The sequence below is a fragment of the Gluconobacter cerinus genome, from assembly GCF_002723935.1.
Lineage (GTDB): Bacteria > Pseudomonadota > Alphaproteobacteria > Acetobacterales > Acetobacteraceae > Gluconobacter > Gluconobacter cerinus.
In genome coordinates this window covers 491,019-507,356 of the sequence record NZ_BEWM01000001.1, presented here as the reverse complement: position 1 = coordinate 507,356, position 16,338 = coordinate 491,019, and the positions used below count along the sequence as shown (strand labels likewise).

The following is a 16,338-nucleotide window of genomic DNA, read 5'->3' as shown; positions in this document are numbered from 1 at the left end:
CACCGCAAGGCGCGTCATTGGAGGGGAATTTCCTCTCTGGTGCCGCGCCTTTTTCTTATCTATCGAGACAGGCAGGATTTCATAACCATGGCCAGCAAGAGGGCTCTGTTCGGGACGGACGGCATCAGGGGAACCGCAAACACTGCTCCGATGACGGTGGAAGTTTCCCAGAAGCTTGGACAGGCCGCAGGCCTGTATTTCATGCGCAGTCAGAGCCGTCGACACACTGTTGTGCTGGGCAAGGACACGCGCCTGTCCGGGTATATGATTGAATGTGCGCTTGTGGCTGGCTTTCTGTCTGCCGGTATGGATGTGATCCTTGTCGGTCCGCTTCCGACGCCAGCGATTGCCATGCTGACGCGGTCTTTGCGGGCAGACCTCGGTGTCATGATCTCGGCCTCTCACAATCCCTTCACCGACAATGGCATCAAGCTGTTTGGCCCAGACGGTTTCAAGCTCTCCGATGAAGTTGAAGGGGAGATTGAAGCCATGATGGGGCAGGATCTGTCTCAGCGTTTGGCTTCACCGGCAGAAATCGGGCGTGCCTCTCGTTTGAACGATGCCGCTGGTCGCTACATTGAGAATGCCAAAGCTTCCTTCCCGCGCGGGCTGCGTCTGGATGGTTTGAAGATTGTTCTCGATTGCGCAAATGGGTCTGCATATCGCGTGGCACCAACCGCTCTTTGGGAGCTGGGTGCGGAAGTCATCAAGATTGGTTGTTCACCGGATGGCCTGAACATCAATGATGGTGTTGGCTCTACCCATCCAGAGACACTTTGTGCTGCCGTGAAGGAGCATGGCGCGGACTTCGGCATTGCGCTGGACGGAGATGCTGATCGTGTTCTGATCGCCGATGAGAACGGCAATCTGGTTGATGGCGATCAGATTCTTGGGTTGATCGCCCGCTTCTGGAAGCAGCATGGACGTCTGCGGACCAACACAGTTGTGGCCACGGTCATGTCCAATATGGGGCTGGAGAAGGCTCTGGCGGAAGATGGTCTGGAGCTTCAGCGGACGGCAGTCGGTGATCGCTACGTCGTTGAGCGCATGCGTGAGAATGGTGGGAACCTGGGCGGGGAGCAGTCCGGGCACATGGTCCTGTCCGATTACGCTACGACCGGAGATGGGCTGATTGCCGCCCTCCAGGTTCTGGCTGTTTCGGTGGAGACCAAGAAGCCTGCCAGCGAGATCTGTCAGGTCTTCCAGCCTTTCCCGCAGCTTCTCAAAAACGTTCGCTACTCAGGAGCTAATCCGTTGAGCAGTCCAGAACTGGCTGCTGCCAAAGCCTGGGCGGAAGAACGTCTCGCCGGGCGCGGTCGTCTTGTTCTGAGAGCCAGTGGCACCGAACCTCTGATTCGCGTGATGGCGGAAGCAGAAGACGATGCGCTGGTTCTTCAGGTTGTGGATCATGTCTGTGAGGCGATCAGAGCAATTACGGAGGCCTGAGGCATGCGTGGCCGGGTTCTGACAGTAGCGGGAAGTGACTCCGGTGGTGGGGCCGGGATTCAGGCCGACCTGAAGACCATTACCGCTCTGGGGGGCTTTGGAATGAGCGCCCTTACAGCTCTGACGGCACAAAATACACTCGGCGTCTTTGGGGTGGAGGCTGTTTCCCCGGCGTTTGTTCGGCAGCAGATGCAGGTCGTTCTTGATGATCTGGGTGCAGATTGCTGCAAAACCGGAATGCTCGCGACAGCAGACATTGTTCATGCCGTTGCTGACGAACTGGAAAGTCATACGCATCTCCCTTTGGTGCTTGACCCGGTCATGGTGTCCACCAGCGGGTCAGCTCTTCTGGCTGATGACGCCGTAGATGCCGTGATGACCCGTCTTTTGCCCCGGGCCTTAATCGTGACTCCCAATATTCCCGAAGTAGAAGTCATGACGGGTGAGGTGATTCATGATCTGGCAGGAATGCGTCGGGCAGCTCATATCCTGCAAAAGCGGGGAGCCGCGGCCGTTCTGCTTAAGGGGGGGCATATGACGGGAGAGGATCTCGAGGATCTTCTGGTCTTCCCAAATGGAGATGAGTACGTACACCGCGCAACGCGAATTCATACGCGTCATACTCATGGAACGGGTTGTACACTTGCCAGTGCCATTGCGACGGGCATTGCACAGGGCATGGATCTTGAAGCGGCGGTGCGGCGGGCTCATGCCTATCTACGGCTCGCGCTCTCAAATGCGCCGGGATATGGCGCTGGTCACGGGCCGGTCAATCATGGTGTGACGATCCGGCCGGACTGGTACCAATCCTGAAGAGTCTGTTTTAGGCCACTGTCAGTTCAGATACGGCTCTGGTCATTGGGCTGACAGAAGCGGGCATGGGCTCGGCCGCTGTTTCTTCACGCAGAATATAGCCACGTCCCCAGACTGTAGAGATGAGATTGCTGGCCCCTGCTTTCTGAAGCTTGCGGCGAAGTTTGCAGATGAAGACATCGATGATCTTCATCTCAGGCTCATCAATGCCGCCATAAAGATGATTCAGAAAAGCATCCTTGGTCAGGACAGAGCCTTTCCGAATAACCAGAAGCTCCAGAATGGCGTACTCCTTGCCCGTCAGGTGCAGGGGATTACCCTCAACAGTGACGTTTTTCCCGTTCAGGTCCAGTTCCAGATTACCAATGCGCAGGCAAGGTTCGGAAAAGCCGCGAGAGCGGCGCATGACGGCCTGAAGGCGGGCAACAAGCTCGCCTGAGTCATAAGGCTTTGTCATGTAGTCATCGGCACCCATCGAGAAGGCACGGATTTTAGCCTGGGGACGGAGAAGCGCAGAGAGAACGAGAACGGGCGTCGTAATCCGGGCTGCGCGGACACGGCGGATGACATCGTAACCTTCGATATCGTTCAGCATCAGTTCCAGCACCATCAGATCATAATCGTAATGCCGGAGCATCTCGATTGCTTCCTCGCCAGAGGACGTATGATCGACGGTAAAGGCAGCCGTACGAAGGGTCTGAGACAGATGGGCTGCGGCCTGAAGATCGCTATCGACAAGAAGGATACGCATGTTTCTCAACTCCCGGATTGGTGAAGCAATGGTTACTACCCAGAGTTGTGTTTGTCGATAGATACAAATCAAAAAGCGTAAAATTTTCATCATTGCTTCATTAAAGGGTGCGTGTTCAGGGTTTGTTAAGGTTGCGCTCCTTATGGTTGTTTGATGACATCACACCTCGGAAATCCTCAGAAAATCCAGGGAAAAGGCGGGTTGAAGAGCCTTCTCGAAAAGCTCTCATCCCTGCACGTTGACGGTGCAACCGGAGTTGTTCGGGATGTAACGGGGTTGTGCATGACCATTCACGGCCTTGAGGGACTCGTTTCTATCGGTGACAGAATTAACGTGAAGGCACGTTCTGGAGTGTCGATACAGTCTGAGGTTGTAGGGTTTCATAATGCACACGCCCGGGTCATGGCTTTTGGTAGCCTTGAAGGGATTGGGCCTGGGTGTGAGGCGCGTATTTCTTTGAGTGGGTGTCAGTCTGCCGGTCTGGGTGTGAATGAGAGCTGGCTTGGAAGAGTTGTGGACCCCCTCGGGATGCCGATCGACGGGAAGGGGCCATTAGCGCCGGCATTCCAGCAACAGCCTGTCAGTGCCGCACCTCCAAACGCTGCAACGCGGGCACGGCTTGGAGAGCGCATAGATTTGGGAGTGCGGGCGCTCGATGCGTTTACAACCTGTCGGCGTGGTCAGAGGCTGGGATTGTTTGCCGGGTCTGGGGTCGGAAAATCCACTCTGCTGTCCATGCTGGCGCGCGGTGCCAACTGCGATGTGGCGGTCATTGCACTGGTCGGTGAGCGCGGCCGTGAAGTTCGTGAATTCATTGAAGACGATCTGAGGGCTGAGGGGCTGGCGCGGAGTGTGGTGGTCATTGCCACATCAGATGCCCCGCCGTTGATGCGTCGGGATGCTGCCGTTGCGGGTATGGCGATTGCAGAGCACTTTCGTGATCAGGGTAAATCCGTACTTTTGCTAATGGATAGTGTGACCCGTTATTGCATGGCCCTGCGTGAGATCGGTCTGTCAGCTGGCGAACCTCCTGCCACGCGTGGCTATCCTCCATCTGTTTTTGCTGAACTGCCGCGATTGCTGGAACGCGCCGGGCCTGGTTATCCGGGAGAAGGCATGATTACCGCCCTGTTCACTGTGCTTGTGGAAGGTGACGATCATAACGAGCCGGTTGCAGACGCCGTTCGTGGAATTCTCGACGGACATATTGTGTTGGATCGGCGGATCGGTGAGCAGGGGCGTTACCCCGCGATTGACGTTCTTCGGTCTCTGTCACGTGCCGTACCGGGATGTAATTCAGCTGAGGAAAACAGGCTCACGAAGCAGGCGCGGGCGACCATGGCAACCTATGAACGGATGGCCGATATGATTCGTCTGGGGGCGTACAAGGCTGGAACGGAGCCGGACGTCGATGAGGCTGTGCGGCTTATGCCCAGGCTTGAAGAGTTTCTTTCTCAAGGCAAGAGCGAACGGTCTAACTGTGCGGAAGCGTTTGAACAGCTTTCCAGCATTGTGAATGCCGAGGCCTAGACACAATGGGAGCAGGTAAAATGAAGCAGATGCCCTTGGATACGCTCAAGCGCCTGCGGCGCCATGAACTCGAGGTGGTTGAGAAAGCGTTTGGCGAAGCAGTAGCGCGCGAGACTGCTGCTGAAGCAGTGTTGAGCAAGGCCCATCTGCTCCTGATTCAGGAGCAGGGGCTGGCGTCAGATCCACAGGCTGATGACGATGCAGTAGAAGCATTCAGCCGTTGGTTGCCCGTTGGCCAGCGTGCGATCGCTGACGCGCAGGAGCTTTGCCGGGAGGCAGCACTCGATCGGGATTGTCTTCGTTCGGCTCTACTAATGGCTCAGGCAGCTCTAAAAGCTGTTGAGAAACTGCAGGATAAGCAGCGGCTTGAGATGAATTATCTCGCTCTCCGTAAGGAGCAAGCCGCTCTGGATGAACTGGCGCTGCGTCAGAGGGCCTTATACTGACGTTGCCGAGCGTAGAACGACTGCGAGTTGGTGTGCCGTTCCGATAAGTGTGCAGGCAACAGGGTGCGTTTCATCACGGACGAAGGCGAGAATCAAAGTCCTGTCGCTCGGGAAAAGATCGCTTTCAAGGCTGACGACGGGAGCAGTCCCGCCTTCTTCAGACGCCGCCTGAGCGGCATGGGCCAAGAGTCGCGTTACGGCTTTTTCGAGAGCCGGAAGCACGATGGTGTGCGGCGTATCATGTTCTGCGGCGTGGGCGGCAACAAGCTCGTCCCATCCTTCTCTTGTGATGAACGCAGGAACACCATCGGGCGGTGTTTCCCGTTCAGCACGGAGAATAGCTCCAGACTGGGCAAGCCCCAGAATGTTGACGGCAGGGAGTGAGGAAGGATCAAGCACGACAGACATGTCGGCTTTTTATCAGCGAGGGATTGGGAAAAGAAGGCGCGCCCTGCACAAAGTCAGGGCACGCCCGTAAAAATTAGTGGGGAGGGTTGCCCATGGCCTGCATCAGGGCGTTGACCTGATCCGGATGGGCTTTGAACAGCGCAACGTTGTTCGGGTTGGGAGACGGCATGCCTGCTGGAACCTGTCCGTTGCTTACGGCAAGCGTCATGCCAAAGGTCGTCATGCCCGTGATGAAGCTTTCCGGCGTAAAGCCATGGGATGAGAGCACAGCGGCAAAACCGGGAACCTGACCTGCCTGGCTAATCATCGCCTGCAAGCCAAGTCCCTGAGAGTTGGGGGGCTGGATATTGCGCGCCTGGAGTTCACCAATCGCGCTCGTTGCACGTGGCATGAAGTCTGCTGGCAGGGCGTAGCGCATAGCGCGCTCTGTGTCGGCCTTGAACTGCGGGGGAACCTGCGCAGGCTGCTGGGCTTGCTGCCCATCAACCTGGGTCTGGCTTGGGTAGCCCTGTGCGTACGCAGAACAAGGAAGAGCCGCGCTGGCGAAGAGAGCGAGCGCTGTGAGCGTTTTGATGTTTAAAGTCATGCGTTTACCCATTCGCCGGAACGCATCAGAGGCGTGCGGCTGCCGTTTTTGATCCCATCGAGATCGATTTTATCCGAGCCAATCATCCAGTCGATATGGATCAGGGAGTCATTAACGCCACGCTCCAGAAGCTGTTCCGGCGTCAGACCTTCAATGTCGACCATGCACTTGGTGTAGGCTTGGCCCAGCGCAATGTGGCTGGACGCGTTTTCATCGAACAAGGTGTTCCGATAGAGGATTTCGCTTGCGGAAATTGGCGACGAGTGGGGCACAAGAGCCACCTCGCCAATCCGGCGTGCGCCTTCATCAGTGTCCAGAATACGATGGAGAACGTTTTCACCCTTGCTCGCATGTGCTTCGACAATGCGGCCATCTTCAAAACGGACGGAAATGTCATCGATCAGGGTACCCTGATGGAATAACGGCTTGGTACTGCAGACGGTGCCGTTCACACGGGAGCGATGCGGTGTTGTGAAAATTTCTTCGGTTGGAATGTTCGGATTGCAGACAATGCCGTTCAGTGCCTCTTCCGATCCGCCAGCCCAGGCATGGCCATCTGCAAGGCCAACCGTAAGATCAGTACCGGGACCGGTGAAGTGCAGAGCGTCAAAGCGTGTGTCGTTCATGAATTTTGCACGGGCATGCAGGCGGGCGTTGTGGGCCTTCCAGTCTGCTACCGGATCTGGGACATCCACGCGCGAAGCTTTGAAGATGCCGTTCCACAGCGCTGTCAGTGCATCTTCTGGAGCCAGATCGGGGAAGACCTGTGCGGCCCATGCCGGGGTGGCGCAGGCGATGATGTTCCAGTTCACTGCGAACTGGGTAATGATTTCCATCGCCGGTCGGTTGGCTGCTGAGTTTGCGCGGTTTGCGCGTGAAATCCGCTCTGGATCCTGGCCTGCAAGAAGGGTTGGGTTGGCGCCAGTAATAGCCATGCGCGCCGCTCCCTCACGGAAGGCGCGGGCAATGCCGTCAGCCAGCCAGGTCGGGGCTGTATCGAAGGCGGCATCAGAGGCATGGACGTAACGGGCGAGTGTCGTCTCATCGTCGGCGTACAGCGTTGTGACGAGTGATGCTCCAGCCTTGTAGGCGTGTTCGGTAACGCGCCGGACCAGCGGAACGGCATCCAGCGGGGCTGTAATGAGGAGCTGCTGCCCCGGCTTGATGTTCAGTCCGACGCGAACTGCGACTTCGCCAAGGCGGTCAAGAAGCTGCTCGTGCGAAAATTGGGAAGTAGCGGACACATCTTGCTCTTTCGCAGTGGAATTCTGTTTTTCATCGTGGGGGCTGCACGTCCGAAGTGCAAGAGCATGCCTGGGGGCGTCTGAGGTGGTTGGACCTTCGCTTTAATGCGGTTGGTGTGGCTTTTTGAGATGGGACGAGATGAAGTGCCGGGTTGACCAGCATGGACGGAGAGTGCGGCACGCCGTAGTCTTGCAGGATGCGTCCTGGACTTCATATTTTCGCTGACGATGGTCAGCCGGATCAGCAGCCGTTTGATGTCGCTGTTGTCATGCCCAGCCTGCTGAGGCCCTCATTATTTCACGCTTTGCGGTCGATCTTCGCCCAGAGTGGTGACCTGCGCGTGCAGGTCATGATCGGTGCGGATACTACGCCACCAGATGGAGCGCAGGAGATGCTGGAGAGTGCCTGTCAGGCGCGTCCGGAGGGCTGGTCAGTGGACGTGCTATGGCCCGGATATTCCACGTCTGTGCGGCATGGAGGGTTTGGCCGCGCACGTGATGGAGGCGTGCTGCGGAGTGTCTTGAGCCAGCTCTCCAATGCGCGTCGGGTGGCTTATTTGGATGATGACAACTGGTGGGCGCCAGATCATCTGTCATCGCTTCTTGAAGCGATTGATGGAAAGGACTGGGCCTGGTCAGGTCGATGGTTTGTACATCCCAAAACGTTAAGGCCGGTTTGTGAAGATCAGTGGGAATCTGTGGGCCCGGGCGGAGGGCTCTTCCGCGAGTCCTTTGGAGGGTTTGTAGACCCGAATTGTCTGATGATTGATCGGACGAGAGTTCCGGAGGTTCTGGATCTCTGGAATCAGCCTCTTCCGCAGGATCAGGGCGGGATGACGGCAGATCGAAGTGTTTTCAGCTGGCTGAAAAATCGGCCCGGCAAACCTACCGGAAAGTACTCAGCATTTTATGTTCTGACGGAAACGGACGGCATGCATCCCGTTCGTCTGCAGTGCATGGGAGAGGCATGGAACCGGGCTGGCCTGTAAGGCTGCCCGGTTCGCAATTTCACATGGAGCGAATGGTGTTCCGGCGCGGCGCGCGGCGCTGACGCTGCTGGTCCTGCGGTTGGGCGCTCGGGTTGGCGGCGCGGGTAGCCTTGTCACGGGCTGCGGCACGGAGTTCGGTTTCCAGTTCCTTGATACGGCGCTGGACGCTCTCTTTCAGAGCAGGGGATGTGTGAGACTTCATGGAAGCAAGTGTTTCCTTGAGGTCCCGAAGCTGCTTTTCCTTCTCTGCCTGGTTACGGCGGATAGGCTGATTGTCGGACATCTGTCCGTGGAATGCGCGCATGGTCTTGGTCTTTCAGCACGAAACGCCAGAGGCCTCCGCATCATCACTGAATGCGGAACGGTGCGCGAATGCACACCGGGCAGCCTCTGAAAGGTCATGATCGTGAGGGCGGATTAGTCCGCCCAACTGTGGTTCAGGATCGGTTTGTGAGAATGATGGCCCGCAGGGCGTCAATCAGGCGTGTGCAGGCCTCGTCAGTTCCGATCGTGACGCGTAGCCAGTTCTGGATACGCGGGGTTGAAAGATGCCGCACCAGGATCGAACGCTCGCGCAGGGCGCTCGCAACCGATCCGGCCGGATGCGCCGGGTGGCGCATGAGAATGAAGTTGGCACAGGATGGAAGGACTTGGAAGCCGAGATTTTCCAGTTCAGGGACAAGTGTTTTCCGGCTGGCGATCACCCGGGCTGTAATCTCTTCCAGCCAGTCCGTGTCTTTGATAGCAGCGATAGCCCCCGCCTGCGCCGGGCGTGAAAGCGGATAGGAGTTGAAGCTGTCCTTGACGCGGATCAGTCCTTCAATCAGCTCCGGCGAGCCGATTGCGAAACCGACGCGCAGCCCTGCCAGAGCATAGGATTTTGACAGTGTCTGGACGACCAGAAGGTTGTCATGACGCTTCGTCAGTTCGATGGCCGAGTCGGCACCGAAATCCACGTATGCTTCGTCGATGATGACCGTCCGGTCCGGATGACGAAGAGCGAGCGTCTCGATCTGTTCAAGCGAGAGGGCTAGACCCGTATTCGCGTTGGGGTTCGCGACGACAACGCCACCGCAGGGGCCATCATAAGCGTTGATGTCGATCTCGTAGTCGTCGTTGAGCGGGAACTGCTTGAAGGGCTGTTCAAACAGGCTGCAATAGACCGGATAGAAGCCGTAAGTGACGTCCGAGAAGTAGAGCGGTGCGTCATCGTGAAAGAGGGCACGGAAGGCGTGAGCCAAGACTTCATCGGAGCCATTTCCAACGAAAACCCGGTCTGTTGTGACACCGAAGCGCTTTGCGATGGTTTCACACAGGACCGTTGCAGTCGGGTCCGGGTAAAGGCGAAGGTCGTCCGTTGCAGTCTCTCGAATAGCCTCCAGCACCCGCGGGCTCGGACCATACGGAGACTCGTTCGTATTGAGCTTCAGCAGGTTGGTTAGTTTAGGTTGTTCGCCGGGGACGTAAGGGTCTAGAGCGTGGACGCGTTTGTTCCAGAAGCGGCTCATGCGCCTGTTTCCTGATCGAAAAAGCCGGTCACACCCTGTCGCTCTGCGAGGTCACGGGCAGAAACGCCGTCGCCGTCCCGATGATCCGGATTGGCGCCTGCAGACAGAAGAAGCCGTGCCATGTCCGTACGGCCAAACATGATGGCGAACATCAGAGGCGTCCGGCCCGAGAAATTTGCGTGATCCACCTGAGCGCCATTGTCGATCAGGACCTGTGCAATGTCCGTCATGCCTTTGAAGGCGACGCCAGACAGCGCTGTGGCTCCCTTGAGATCAACGGATTCCGTATTGGCCCCGCGTGCGAGGAGTAGCCGCGCGGCGTCCAGATGTCCGTTGTAGGTCGAGACAATGAGGGCCGTGTAGCCGCGACTGTCAGGTGTATCGATGACCATTCCTGCATCCAGAAACTGGGTCAGGAGGTCCGTGTCACCCTCACGGGCGGCGTCAATGAACAGGGCAGTGATCTGTTCAGGCGTGAAATTGACGGTCTGTGCGTTCATGACGGTTTCCACAAGGGGGACATAGTGCCGTTAGGTTAGCGGCTTGCGGGAGGGGGCGAAAGAGCCAGGGTTTCCCCGTTTTCCAGAGCTTTAAAGGGACGGGCACGGTCCTGAAAGGCCAGATTGAGGCGTGCCGCAGGCTCCAGAATAGCTTCATCAGTCAACTGGAATGTCCCGAAGTGAATGGCCATCGCCTGGGTGGGCTTGAGGGTGTCAAAGGCCATGACCGCCTCTTCTGGATTCATGTGCACACGACGCATGAAATTGCGTGGCTCGTAGGCACCGATTGGCAGGATTGCGAGGTCAATCGTGTTCCAGCGATTATGGATCGCATCAAAGTGACGGCCCCAGGCTGTGTCTCCGGCGAAGAACACGGTTTTGTCCTGAGTTTCGATCACGAAGCCGCCCCAGAGGGCCTTGTTCTGATCGAACGGAGTACGGGCACTTCCATGCAGGGCGGGCGTTGCAGAAATGCGCGCGCCTTCCGCCTGCGTGCTGTTCCACCAGTCGAGTTCGACAATGCGGGGCAGTCCAGCTTTTTCCAGGTGGCTACGGTTCCCCGGCAATGTAATGCACAGCGGATCACCTTTGCGCGCCAGAATGCGCAGGGTCGGGAGGTCCATGTGGTCGTAATGGCAATGTGAAACCAGAATGAGATCGATTGGCGGCAGGTCTTCAAAACAGATGCCAGGTGGCCGGACGCGTCTGGGGCCGAAACTCCGGAACGGGGAGCAGCGTTCTGAAAACACCGGGTCCGTGATGATGCGTAATGGTTCACGTCCCTGTCGGCCGAACTGGAGCAGAACGGTGGCATGGCCGATGAACGTTGCGAGACATTCACCGGGCGCGGGAGCAGTCAGGGTGTGGGGTTTCTGAGGGGGCAGGGCATCAGGCCAGCGGGGACGCAGGCTGAGCTGCCACTTCAGGATATTGCGGAAGCGCTGGGCAGGGGTTCGTCCTGAAACAGCGTTATCCGGGCGCCACGAAGGTGGGTTGAAATAACGTGTTCCATCGAAGTGAGGCGGGTTGTCTTCAAGCACAAGACCGTGTTTCACAATATGGTTTACCCATCAAGCATTGCGTCAGACGTGATATCGCGTCATGCCGTGGCTGCAGAAGGTGCGGGGGCATCATTGACCTTTCCCCCGCTCGTCACAAGCCGGAGACCCCATACCGATGAGTACGCTTCCTGAACTCGGTATCAATACCATCCGCACCCTTTCCATGGACGCCGTCGAGCGTGCGAATTCCGGGCATCCCGGAACCGCAATGGCTCTCGCCCCGGCCATGTATGCGCTTTGGCAGCATGATCTGAACTACGATCCTGCCGATCCGCTATGGCCAGCCCGTGACCGGTTCGTCCTGTCCGTCGGACACGCCTCCATGCTCCTGTACTCGACGCTGTTCCTGACAGGCGTTCGGGACATCCAGGATGGAAAGGTCGTGGACCAGCCAGCTCTCACTGTCGAGGACCTGAAGCAGTTCCGCCAGCTGAGCTCCCGGACGCCGGGCCACCCGGAATATTGTTTCACCTCAGGCGTTGAAACAACGACCGGCCCGCTGGGTCAGGGCTGTGGCAACTCCGTGGGTATGGCCATTGCTGAAAAGTGGCTGGCTGAAACGTACAACCGCTCTGGCTTCAAGCTGTTCGACTATCACGTCACGGTTTTCTGTGGTGATGGCGACATGATGGAAGGTGTGGCTTCGGAAGCGGCTTCAACGGCCGGTCATCTGGGCCTCGGCAACCTGACCTGGGTTTACGATTCCAATCAGATCTCCATTGAAGGCTCGACCGACCTTGCCCTGACCGAAGATGTTGGCAAGCGTTTCGAGGCCTATAAGTGGCACGTTCAGACACTGACGGACGGTAACGACGTTCAGGCAATCCTGAAGGCCCTTCAGGAAGCCAAGAAGGTCACGGACCGCCCAAGCATGATCGTTCTGAAGACGGTCATTGGTTACGGTGCGCCGAAGAAGGCTGGCACGGCATCCGCTCATGGTGAACCGCTGGGCAAAGATGAAATCAAGGGCGCGAAGGCAGCTTATGGCTGGCCGGAAAATGCCGGTGATTTCTATGTTCCGGATGGTGTCCAAGAGCATTTCGCCGAAGGTCTCGGCAAGCGCGGTGCAGCGGCCAGTGCTCAGTGGCGCGAACTGTTCTCGGCTTACAAGGAAGCTCATCCGAAGGAAGCCGCCGAGCTTGAAGCAATCTTCGAGCACCGTCTGCCAGAAGGCTGGGACAAGGACATCCCGGTTTACGAGGCTGATGCCAAGGGCGTTGCATCCCGTGCAAGCTCTGGCCAGGTGCTGAATGCCGTTGCTAAGAACCTGCCCTGGATGATCGGTGGGTCTGCTGACCTGACGCCCTCCACGAAGACAGACATCAAGGGGGGCGGATCGTTCCAGCCGCCACAGTGGGGTGGCACCTATGGTGGCCGCAACCTGCATTTCGGTGTGCGTGAACACGCGATGGGCTCGATCTGTAATGGTATCGCACTGTCCGGTATCCGCGCTTACGGCTCTGGCTTCCTGATCTTCTCTGATTACATGAAGGCTCCGATCCGTCTGTCGGCCATCATGGAACTGCCGGTCACGTATATCTTTACGCATGACTCCATCGGCGTCGGTGAAGATGGCCCGACCCATCAGCCGATCGAGCAACTTGCTCAACTTCGCGCGACCCCGGGCATCATGACAATCCGCCCATCCGACGCCAACGAAGTGGCAGAGGCATGGCGCACGCTGATCCCGATGACGCACAAGCCTGCTGTTCTGGCTCTAAGCCGCCAGAATCTGCCAACCATTGACCGCACGAAATATGCAGCGGCTTCCGGTCTGGCCAAGGGCGCGTACGTTCTGGCCTCCTGTGAAGGTAAGCCGGATGTGATTCTGATGGCTTCGGGTTCTGAAGTATCGCTGGTTGTCGAAGCTTATGAAAAGCTTACGGCAGAAGGTGTGAAGGCCCGCGTGGTGTCGATCCCGAGTTTCGATCTGTTTGAAGAGCAGAGCCAGGAATACCGCGATTCCGTTCTGCCGCCTGACGTGATCGGCCGCGTGGCTGTCGAGCAGGCTGCGGCCTTCGGTTGGGACCGTTATGTCGGTCTTGGCGGCTCGATCATTGCCATGAATTCGTTTGGTGCATCGGCTCCTGCCTCTGCACTTCTGACCAAGTTCGGTTTTACGCCGGAAGCAGTTTATGGCGCCGCGAAGCGTCAGGCTGCCCGTAGCAAGTAAGGAGAGAACCTGTGGCGGACACAATCTCTAACACCGGCCTAGACAAAGTGGGCAGTGTCCTGCGGGATCTGGAAAAGCACGGCCAGTCCCCCTGGCTGGACTTTATTCAGCGCAGTTTTACGGAAGATGGCAGCCTCAAGAAGCTTGTCGAGGAAGACGGGCTTCGTGGGGTCACCTCCAACCCGGCCATTTTCGAGAAGGCCATCGGTAAGGGGACGGAATACGATCCCCAGATCCGCAAGCTTCTCGAAGGCGAAGGTCTCTCTGCTGGAGACCTTTACGAACACCTCGCGATTGATGACATCCGCGCTGCCTGCGGTGTCCTTTATCCGGTGTTTGAAAAGACAAAGGGTCTGGACGGGTACGTCAGCCTCGAAGTTTCTCCGTATCTGGCCTTTGACGCGCACGGTACCATCACGGAAGCCCGTCGCCTGTGGAAGGCTGTCGGTCGCAAGAACCTGATGGTCAAGATTCCGGGTACGGAAGAAGGCACGGGTGCGATCCGCGAAGCGATTGCAGACGGCATCAACATCAACGTGACGCTGCTGTTCTCTCTGGATGCCTACAAGGCCGTTCTGGAAGCTTACATTTCCGGTCTTGAAGCCCGCGCAGCCCGTGGGGAAGACATTTCCCACATCTCCAGCGTTGCTTCCTTCTTCGTCAGCCGTATTGACGCAAAGATCGATGGCGAAATCGATCGCCGCGTCGCTGCTGGTGACAAGGATGCGGAAGCGCTCAAGGCTCTGCGTGGCAAGGTTGCCATCGCAAACGCCAAGGCCGCCTATCAGTATTACCTTGACGTCAAGAAGAGCCCGCGCTGGCAGGCACTTGCTGCCAAGGGTGCAAATCCGCAGCGTCTGCTCTGGGCCAGCACCGGCACGAAGGACAAGGCTTACTCTGACGTCCTGTACGTCGAAGAGCTGATTGGTCCTGAGACGGTCAACACCATTCCGCCAGCAACGTTCGATGCGTTCCGCGATCACGGCAAGCTCCGTGAGAGCCTGACGGAAAACATTGAAGAAGCCCGTCACGTTCTTGCTGAGGCCGAGCGCCTTGGTCTGGATCTGGCCGGTGTCACGGCGAAGCTGGTGAAGGATGGCTGTGCCTCCTTCTCTGAATCCTTCGACACTCTTCTCGGTGCGGTCGCTGAAAAGCGGGAGTCTGTGCTGGGAAAACGGTTGCTCCACGTCACAGCTGACCTTCCCTCGGATATCCGCGACGATGTTGCTGAATCCGAGACGGCGTGGAGCAAGGAAGGTCTGGTCCGTCGCATTTGGGCGAAGGACACCTCTGTCTGGACGAATGGTGCTGAAGCCGGTTGGCTGAACTGGCTGACCATCGTTCAGGATCGTCTGTGGCACATTGAGGAGCTGGAACTTCTGGCTCGTGATGTCCGCAGTCGTGGTTTCTCTGACATCCTGCTTCTGGGTATGGGCGGTTCGAGCCTTGGCCCAGAGGTTCTGGCCGAAACTTTCGGTCAGCAGGAAGGTTGGCCGAAGCTGCATGTTCTTGACAGCACTGACCCGCAGCAGGTTCGTGCTTACGAGAAGGCCGTTGATCTCAAGAAGACCCTGTTCATCGTGGCCAGCAAGTCTGGCGGTACGCTGGAGCCGAACATTCTGTTCGCGCATTTCTGGACGGTTGCCGGTCAGGCTCTGGGCAAGGCTCCGGGCGATAACTTCATCGCCATCACGGACCCTGACTCCCACATGCAGAAGGTCGCCGAAGAGAACGGCTTCTGGCGTATTTTCTACGGTGATCCGAAGATTGGTGGCCGGTTCTCTGTCCTGTCAAACTTTGGACTGGTGCCAGCCGCAGTCAGCGGTCTTGATGTTCGCAAGTTCCTGACCATCACCAATCTGATGGTCGAGAGCTGTGGTCCAAGCGCACCGGCACACGTTAACCCGGGTGTGACGCTGGGTCTGATCCTTGGTCATTCCGCCAAGTGCTTCGGTCGTGACAAGGTGACAATCCTTGCGTCCAAGGGCATTGCGTCCTTCGGGGCCTGGCTTGAGCAGCTTATTGCGGAAAGCACAGGTAAGAAGGGCACAGGTCTGATCCCGATTGACGAGGAAGTGCTCGGCACGCCCGACGTCTACGGCAAGGACCGCGTTTTCGTGGACATCCTGCTGGGCGACGATGTTCCGGACAGTCGTCTTGGGGCACTGCGTGAAGCTGGAGCTCCGGTGATTACCGTGCGTCTGGCAGACAAAAACGAGATCGGGCAGGCCTTCTTTGTCTTTGAATTTGCAACTGCTGTCGCAGGTGCGGTTCTGGGCATTGACCCGTTTGATCAGCCGGATGTCGAGTTCAGCAAGGTTGAAACCCGCAAGCTGACGAACGCCTATGCTGAAACTGGCTCCTTGCCAGCAGAAGAGCCGTTCGCGATCGACGGAAAGCTGTCTTTCTACGCAGATGAAAAGAATGCGGGTGTTCTTGGGGGAGGAGACGCTGTTTCCGTTCTCAAGAAGCACTTCAGCCGTGTTGGTGCGGGCGATTATGTTGGCCTTCTGGCCTATATCGAGCGCAACCGTGAAACACGGGACTGGGCGCAGGACGTTCGGATGGAATTGCGCGACGTGCTGAAGGTTGCCACGGCAGCCGAGTTCGGTCCGCGGTTCCTGCACTCGACGGGCCAGGCGTACAAGGGTGGCCCCGACAGTGGTGTTTTCCTTCAGGTAACTGCGGCTGATGCTGCTGATGTCCCGGTTCCGGGGCATGGTTTCAGCTTCGGTGTCGTTAAAGCGGCACAGGCACGTGGTGACTTCGAAGTTCTCTCGGCCCGTGGGCGTCGTGCCCTCCGGGTGCATATCGATGGACCGTTGGAAGAGGGCCTGAAGACCCTTGCCACGGCAATCCATAAAGCGGTGGCAGGAGCATAAA

Annotated in this window: 15 protein-coding genes; 7 read left to right on the top strand and 8 right to left on the bottom strand. The window is 57.7% G+C overall.

All coding sequences use genetic code 11. The features are described 5' to 3' along the window. Positions 1-87 precede the first annotated feature (87 nt). Complete coding sequence (glmM, locus tag GCE01_RS02310; RefSeq protein WP_086634403.1) at positions 88-1,446, top strand: phosphoglucosamine mutase; 1,359 nt, start codon at positions 88-90, stop codon at positions 1,444-1,446. 3 nt (positions 1,447-1,449) lie between these two features. After that, positions 1,450-2,259, top strand: a complete 810-nt coding sequence (thiD, locus tag GCE01_RS02305; protein WP_099210674.1) for a bifunctional hydroxymethylpyrimidine kinase/phosphomethylpyrimidine kinase — start codon at positions 1,450-1,452, stop codon at positions 2,257-2,259. A 10-nt stretch (positions 2,260-2,269) separates the two neighbouring features. Here the strand turns inward: thiD and GCE01_RS02300 are convergent, their stop codons facing one another. Continuing rightward, positions 2,270-3,010 carry a response regulator transcription factor gene (locus GCE01_RS02300; protein WP_099210672.1) on the bottom strand — a complete coding sequence of 247 codons (741 nt, stop codon included), beginning with the start codon at positions 3,008-3,010 and terminating at the stop codon, positions 2,270-2,272. A 153-nt stretch (positions 3,011-3,163) separates the two neighbouring features. Here GCE01_RS02300 and fliI point away from each other — a divergent pair, with 153 nt between their 5' ends. Together fliI and GCE01_RS02290 are read left to right on the top strand one after the other, a co-directional pair. Beyond that, positions 3,164-4,540 (top strand): flagellar protein export ATPase FliI, encoded by a 1,377-nt coding sequence (gene fliI / locus GCE01_RS02295; RefSeq protein ID WP_099210670.1) that lies wholly within the window; start codon positions 3,164-3,166, stop codon positions 4,538-4,540. Positions 4,541-4,560: 20 nt separating this feature from the next. Next, positions 4,561-4,986, top strand: coding sequence for a flagellar FliJ family protein (locus GCE01_RS02290; RefSeq protein ID WP_099210668.1), 426 nt, complete (start codon positions 4,561-4,563; stop codon positions 4,984-4,986). Here the strand turns inward: GCE01_RS02290 and GCE01_RS02285 are convergent. The 3 genes from GCE01_RS02285 to GCE01_RS02275 form a co-directional block, all read right to left on the bottom strand. Then, the gene (locus GCE01_RS02285) at positions 4,978-5,394 is read right to left on the bottom strand and encodes a hypothetical protein (protein WP_174694770.1); all 417 of its coding nucleotides are present in this window, start codon (positions 5,392-5,394) and stop codon (positions 4,978-4,980) included. The genes GCE01_RS02290 and GCE01_RS02285 overlap by 9 nt on opposite strands. 73 nt (positions 5,395-5,467) lie before the next feature. Then, positions 5,468-5,980 carry a hypothetical protein gene (locus GCE01_RS02280; protein WP_099210666.1) on the bottom strand — a complete coding sequence of 171 codons (513 nt, stop codon included), beginning with the start codon at positions 5,978-5,980 and terminating at the stop codon, positions 5,468-5,470. Continuing rightward, positions 5,977-7,224 carry an aminopeptidase gene (locus tag GCE01_RS02275; RefSeq protein WP_099210664.1) on the bottom strand — a complete coding sequence of 416 codons (1,248 nt, stop codon included), beginning with the start codon at positions 7,222-7,224 and terminating at the stop codon, positions 5,977-5,979. The genes GCE01_RS02280 and GCE01_RS02275 overlap by 4 nt, the downstream gene beginning before the upstream one ends. Positions 7,225-7,421: 197 nt before the next feature. Here GCE01_RS02275 and GCE01_RS02270 point away from each other — a divergent pair, with 197 nt between their 5' ends. Beyond that, positions 7,422-8,213, top strand: a complete 792-nt coding sequence (locus GCE01_RS02270; RefSeq protein ID WP_099210662.1) for a glycosyltransferase — start codon at positions 7,422-7,424, stop codon at positions 8,211-8,213. 19 nt (positions 8,214-8,232) lie between these two features. Here the strand turns inward: GCE01_RS02270 and GCE01_RS02265 are convergent, their stop codons facing one another. The 4 genes from GCE01_RS02265 to GCE01_RS02250 form a co-directional block, all read right to left on the bottom strand. After that, on the bottom strand, positions 8,233-8,517 hold the full coding sequence (locus tag GCE01_RS02265; protein WP_046899925.1) for a hypothetical protein: 285 nt from the start codon (positions 8,515-8,517) through the stop codon (positions 8,233-8,235). A gap of 133 nt (positions 8,518-8,650) precedes the next feature. After that, positions 8,651-9,721 carry a histidinol-phosphate transaminase gene (hisC, locus tag GCE01_RS02260; RefSeq protein ID WP_099210660.1) on the bottom strand — a complete coding sequence of 357 codons (1,071 nt, stop codon included), beginning with the start codon at positions 9,719-9,721 and terminating at the stop codon, positions 8,651-8,653. Then, entirely contained in the window at positions 9,718-10,221 is a 504-nt protein-coding gene (locus GCE01_RS02255) for an ankyrin repeat domain-containing protein (protein WP_046899923.1), read from the bottom strand. The genes hisC and GCE01_RS02255 overlap by 4 nt, the downstream gene beginning before the upstream one ends. A 35-nt stretch (positions 10,222-10,256) precedes the next feature. Beyond that, a complete protein-coding gene (locus GCE01_RS02250; protein ID WP_244591049.1) occupies positions 10,257-11,276 on the bottom strand; it encodes an MBL fold metallo-hydrolase in 1,020 nt (339 codons plus the stop codon). A 121-nt stretch (positions 11,277-11,397) separates the two neighbouring features. Here GCE01_RS02250 and tkt point away from each other — a divergent pair, with 121 nt between their 5' ends. After that, positions 11,398-13,455 (top strand): transketolase, encoded by a 2,058-nt coding sequence (tkt, locus tag GCE01_RS02245; protein ID WP_099210656.1) that lies wholly within the window; start codon positions 11,398-11,400, stop codon positions 13,453-13,455. Between the two features lie 11 nt (positions 13,456-13,466). After that, complete coding sequence (locus GCE01_RS02240) at positions 13,467-16,337, top strand: bifunctional transaldolase/phosoglucose isomerase (protein WP_099210654.1); 2,871 nt, start codon at positions 13,467-13,469, stop codon at positions 16,335-16,337. Position 16,338 lies beyond the last annotated feature (1 nt).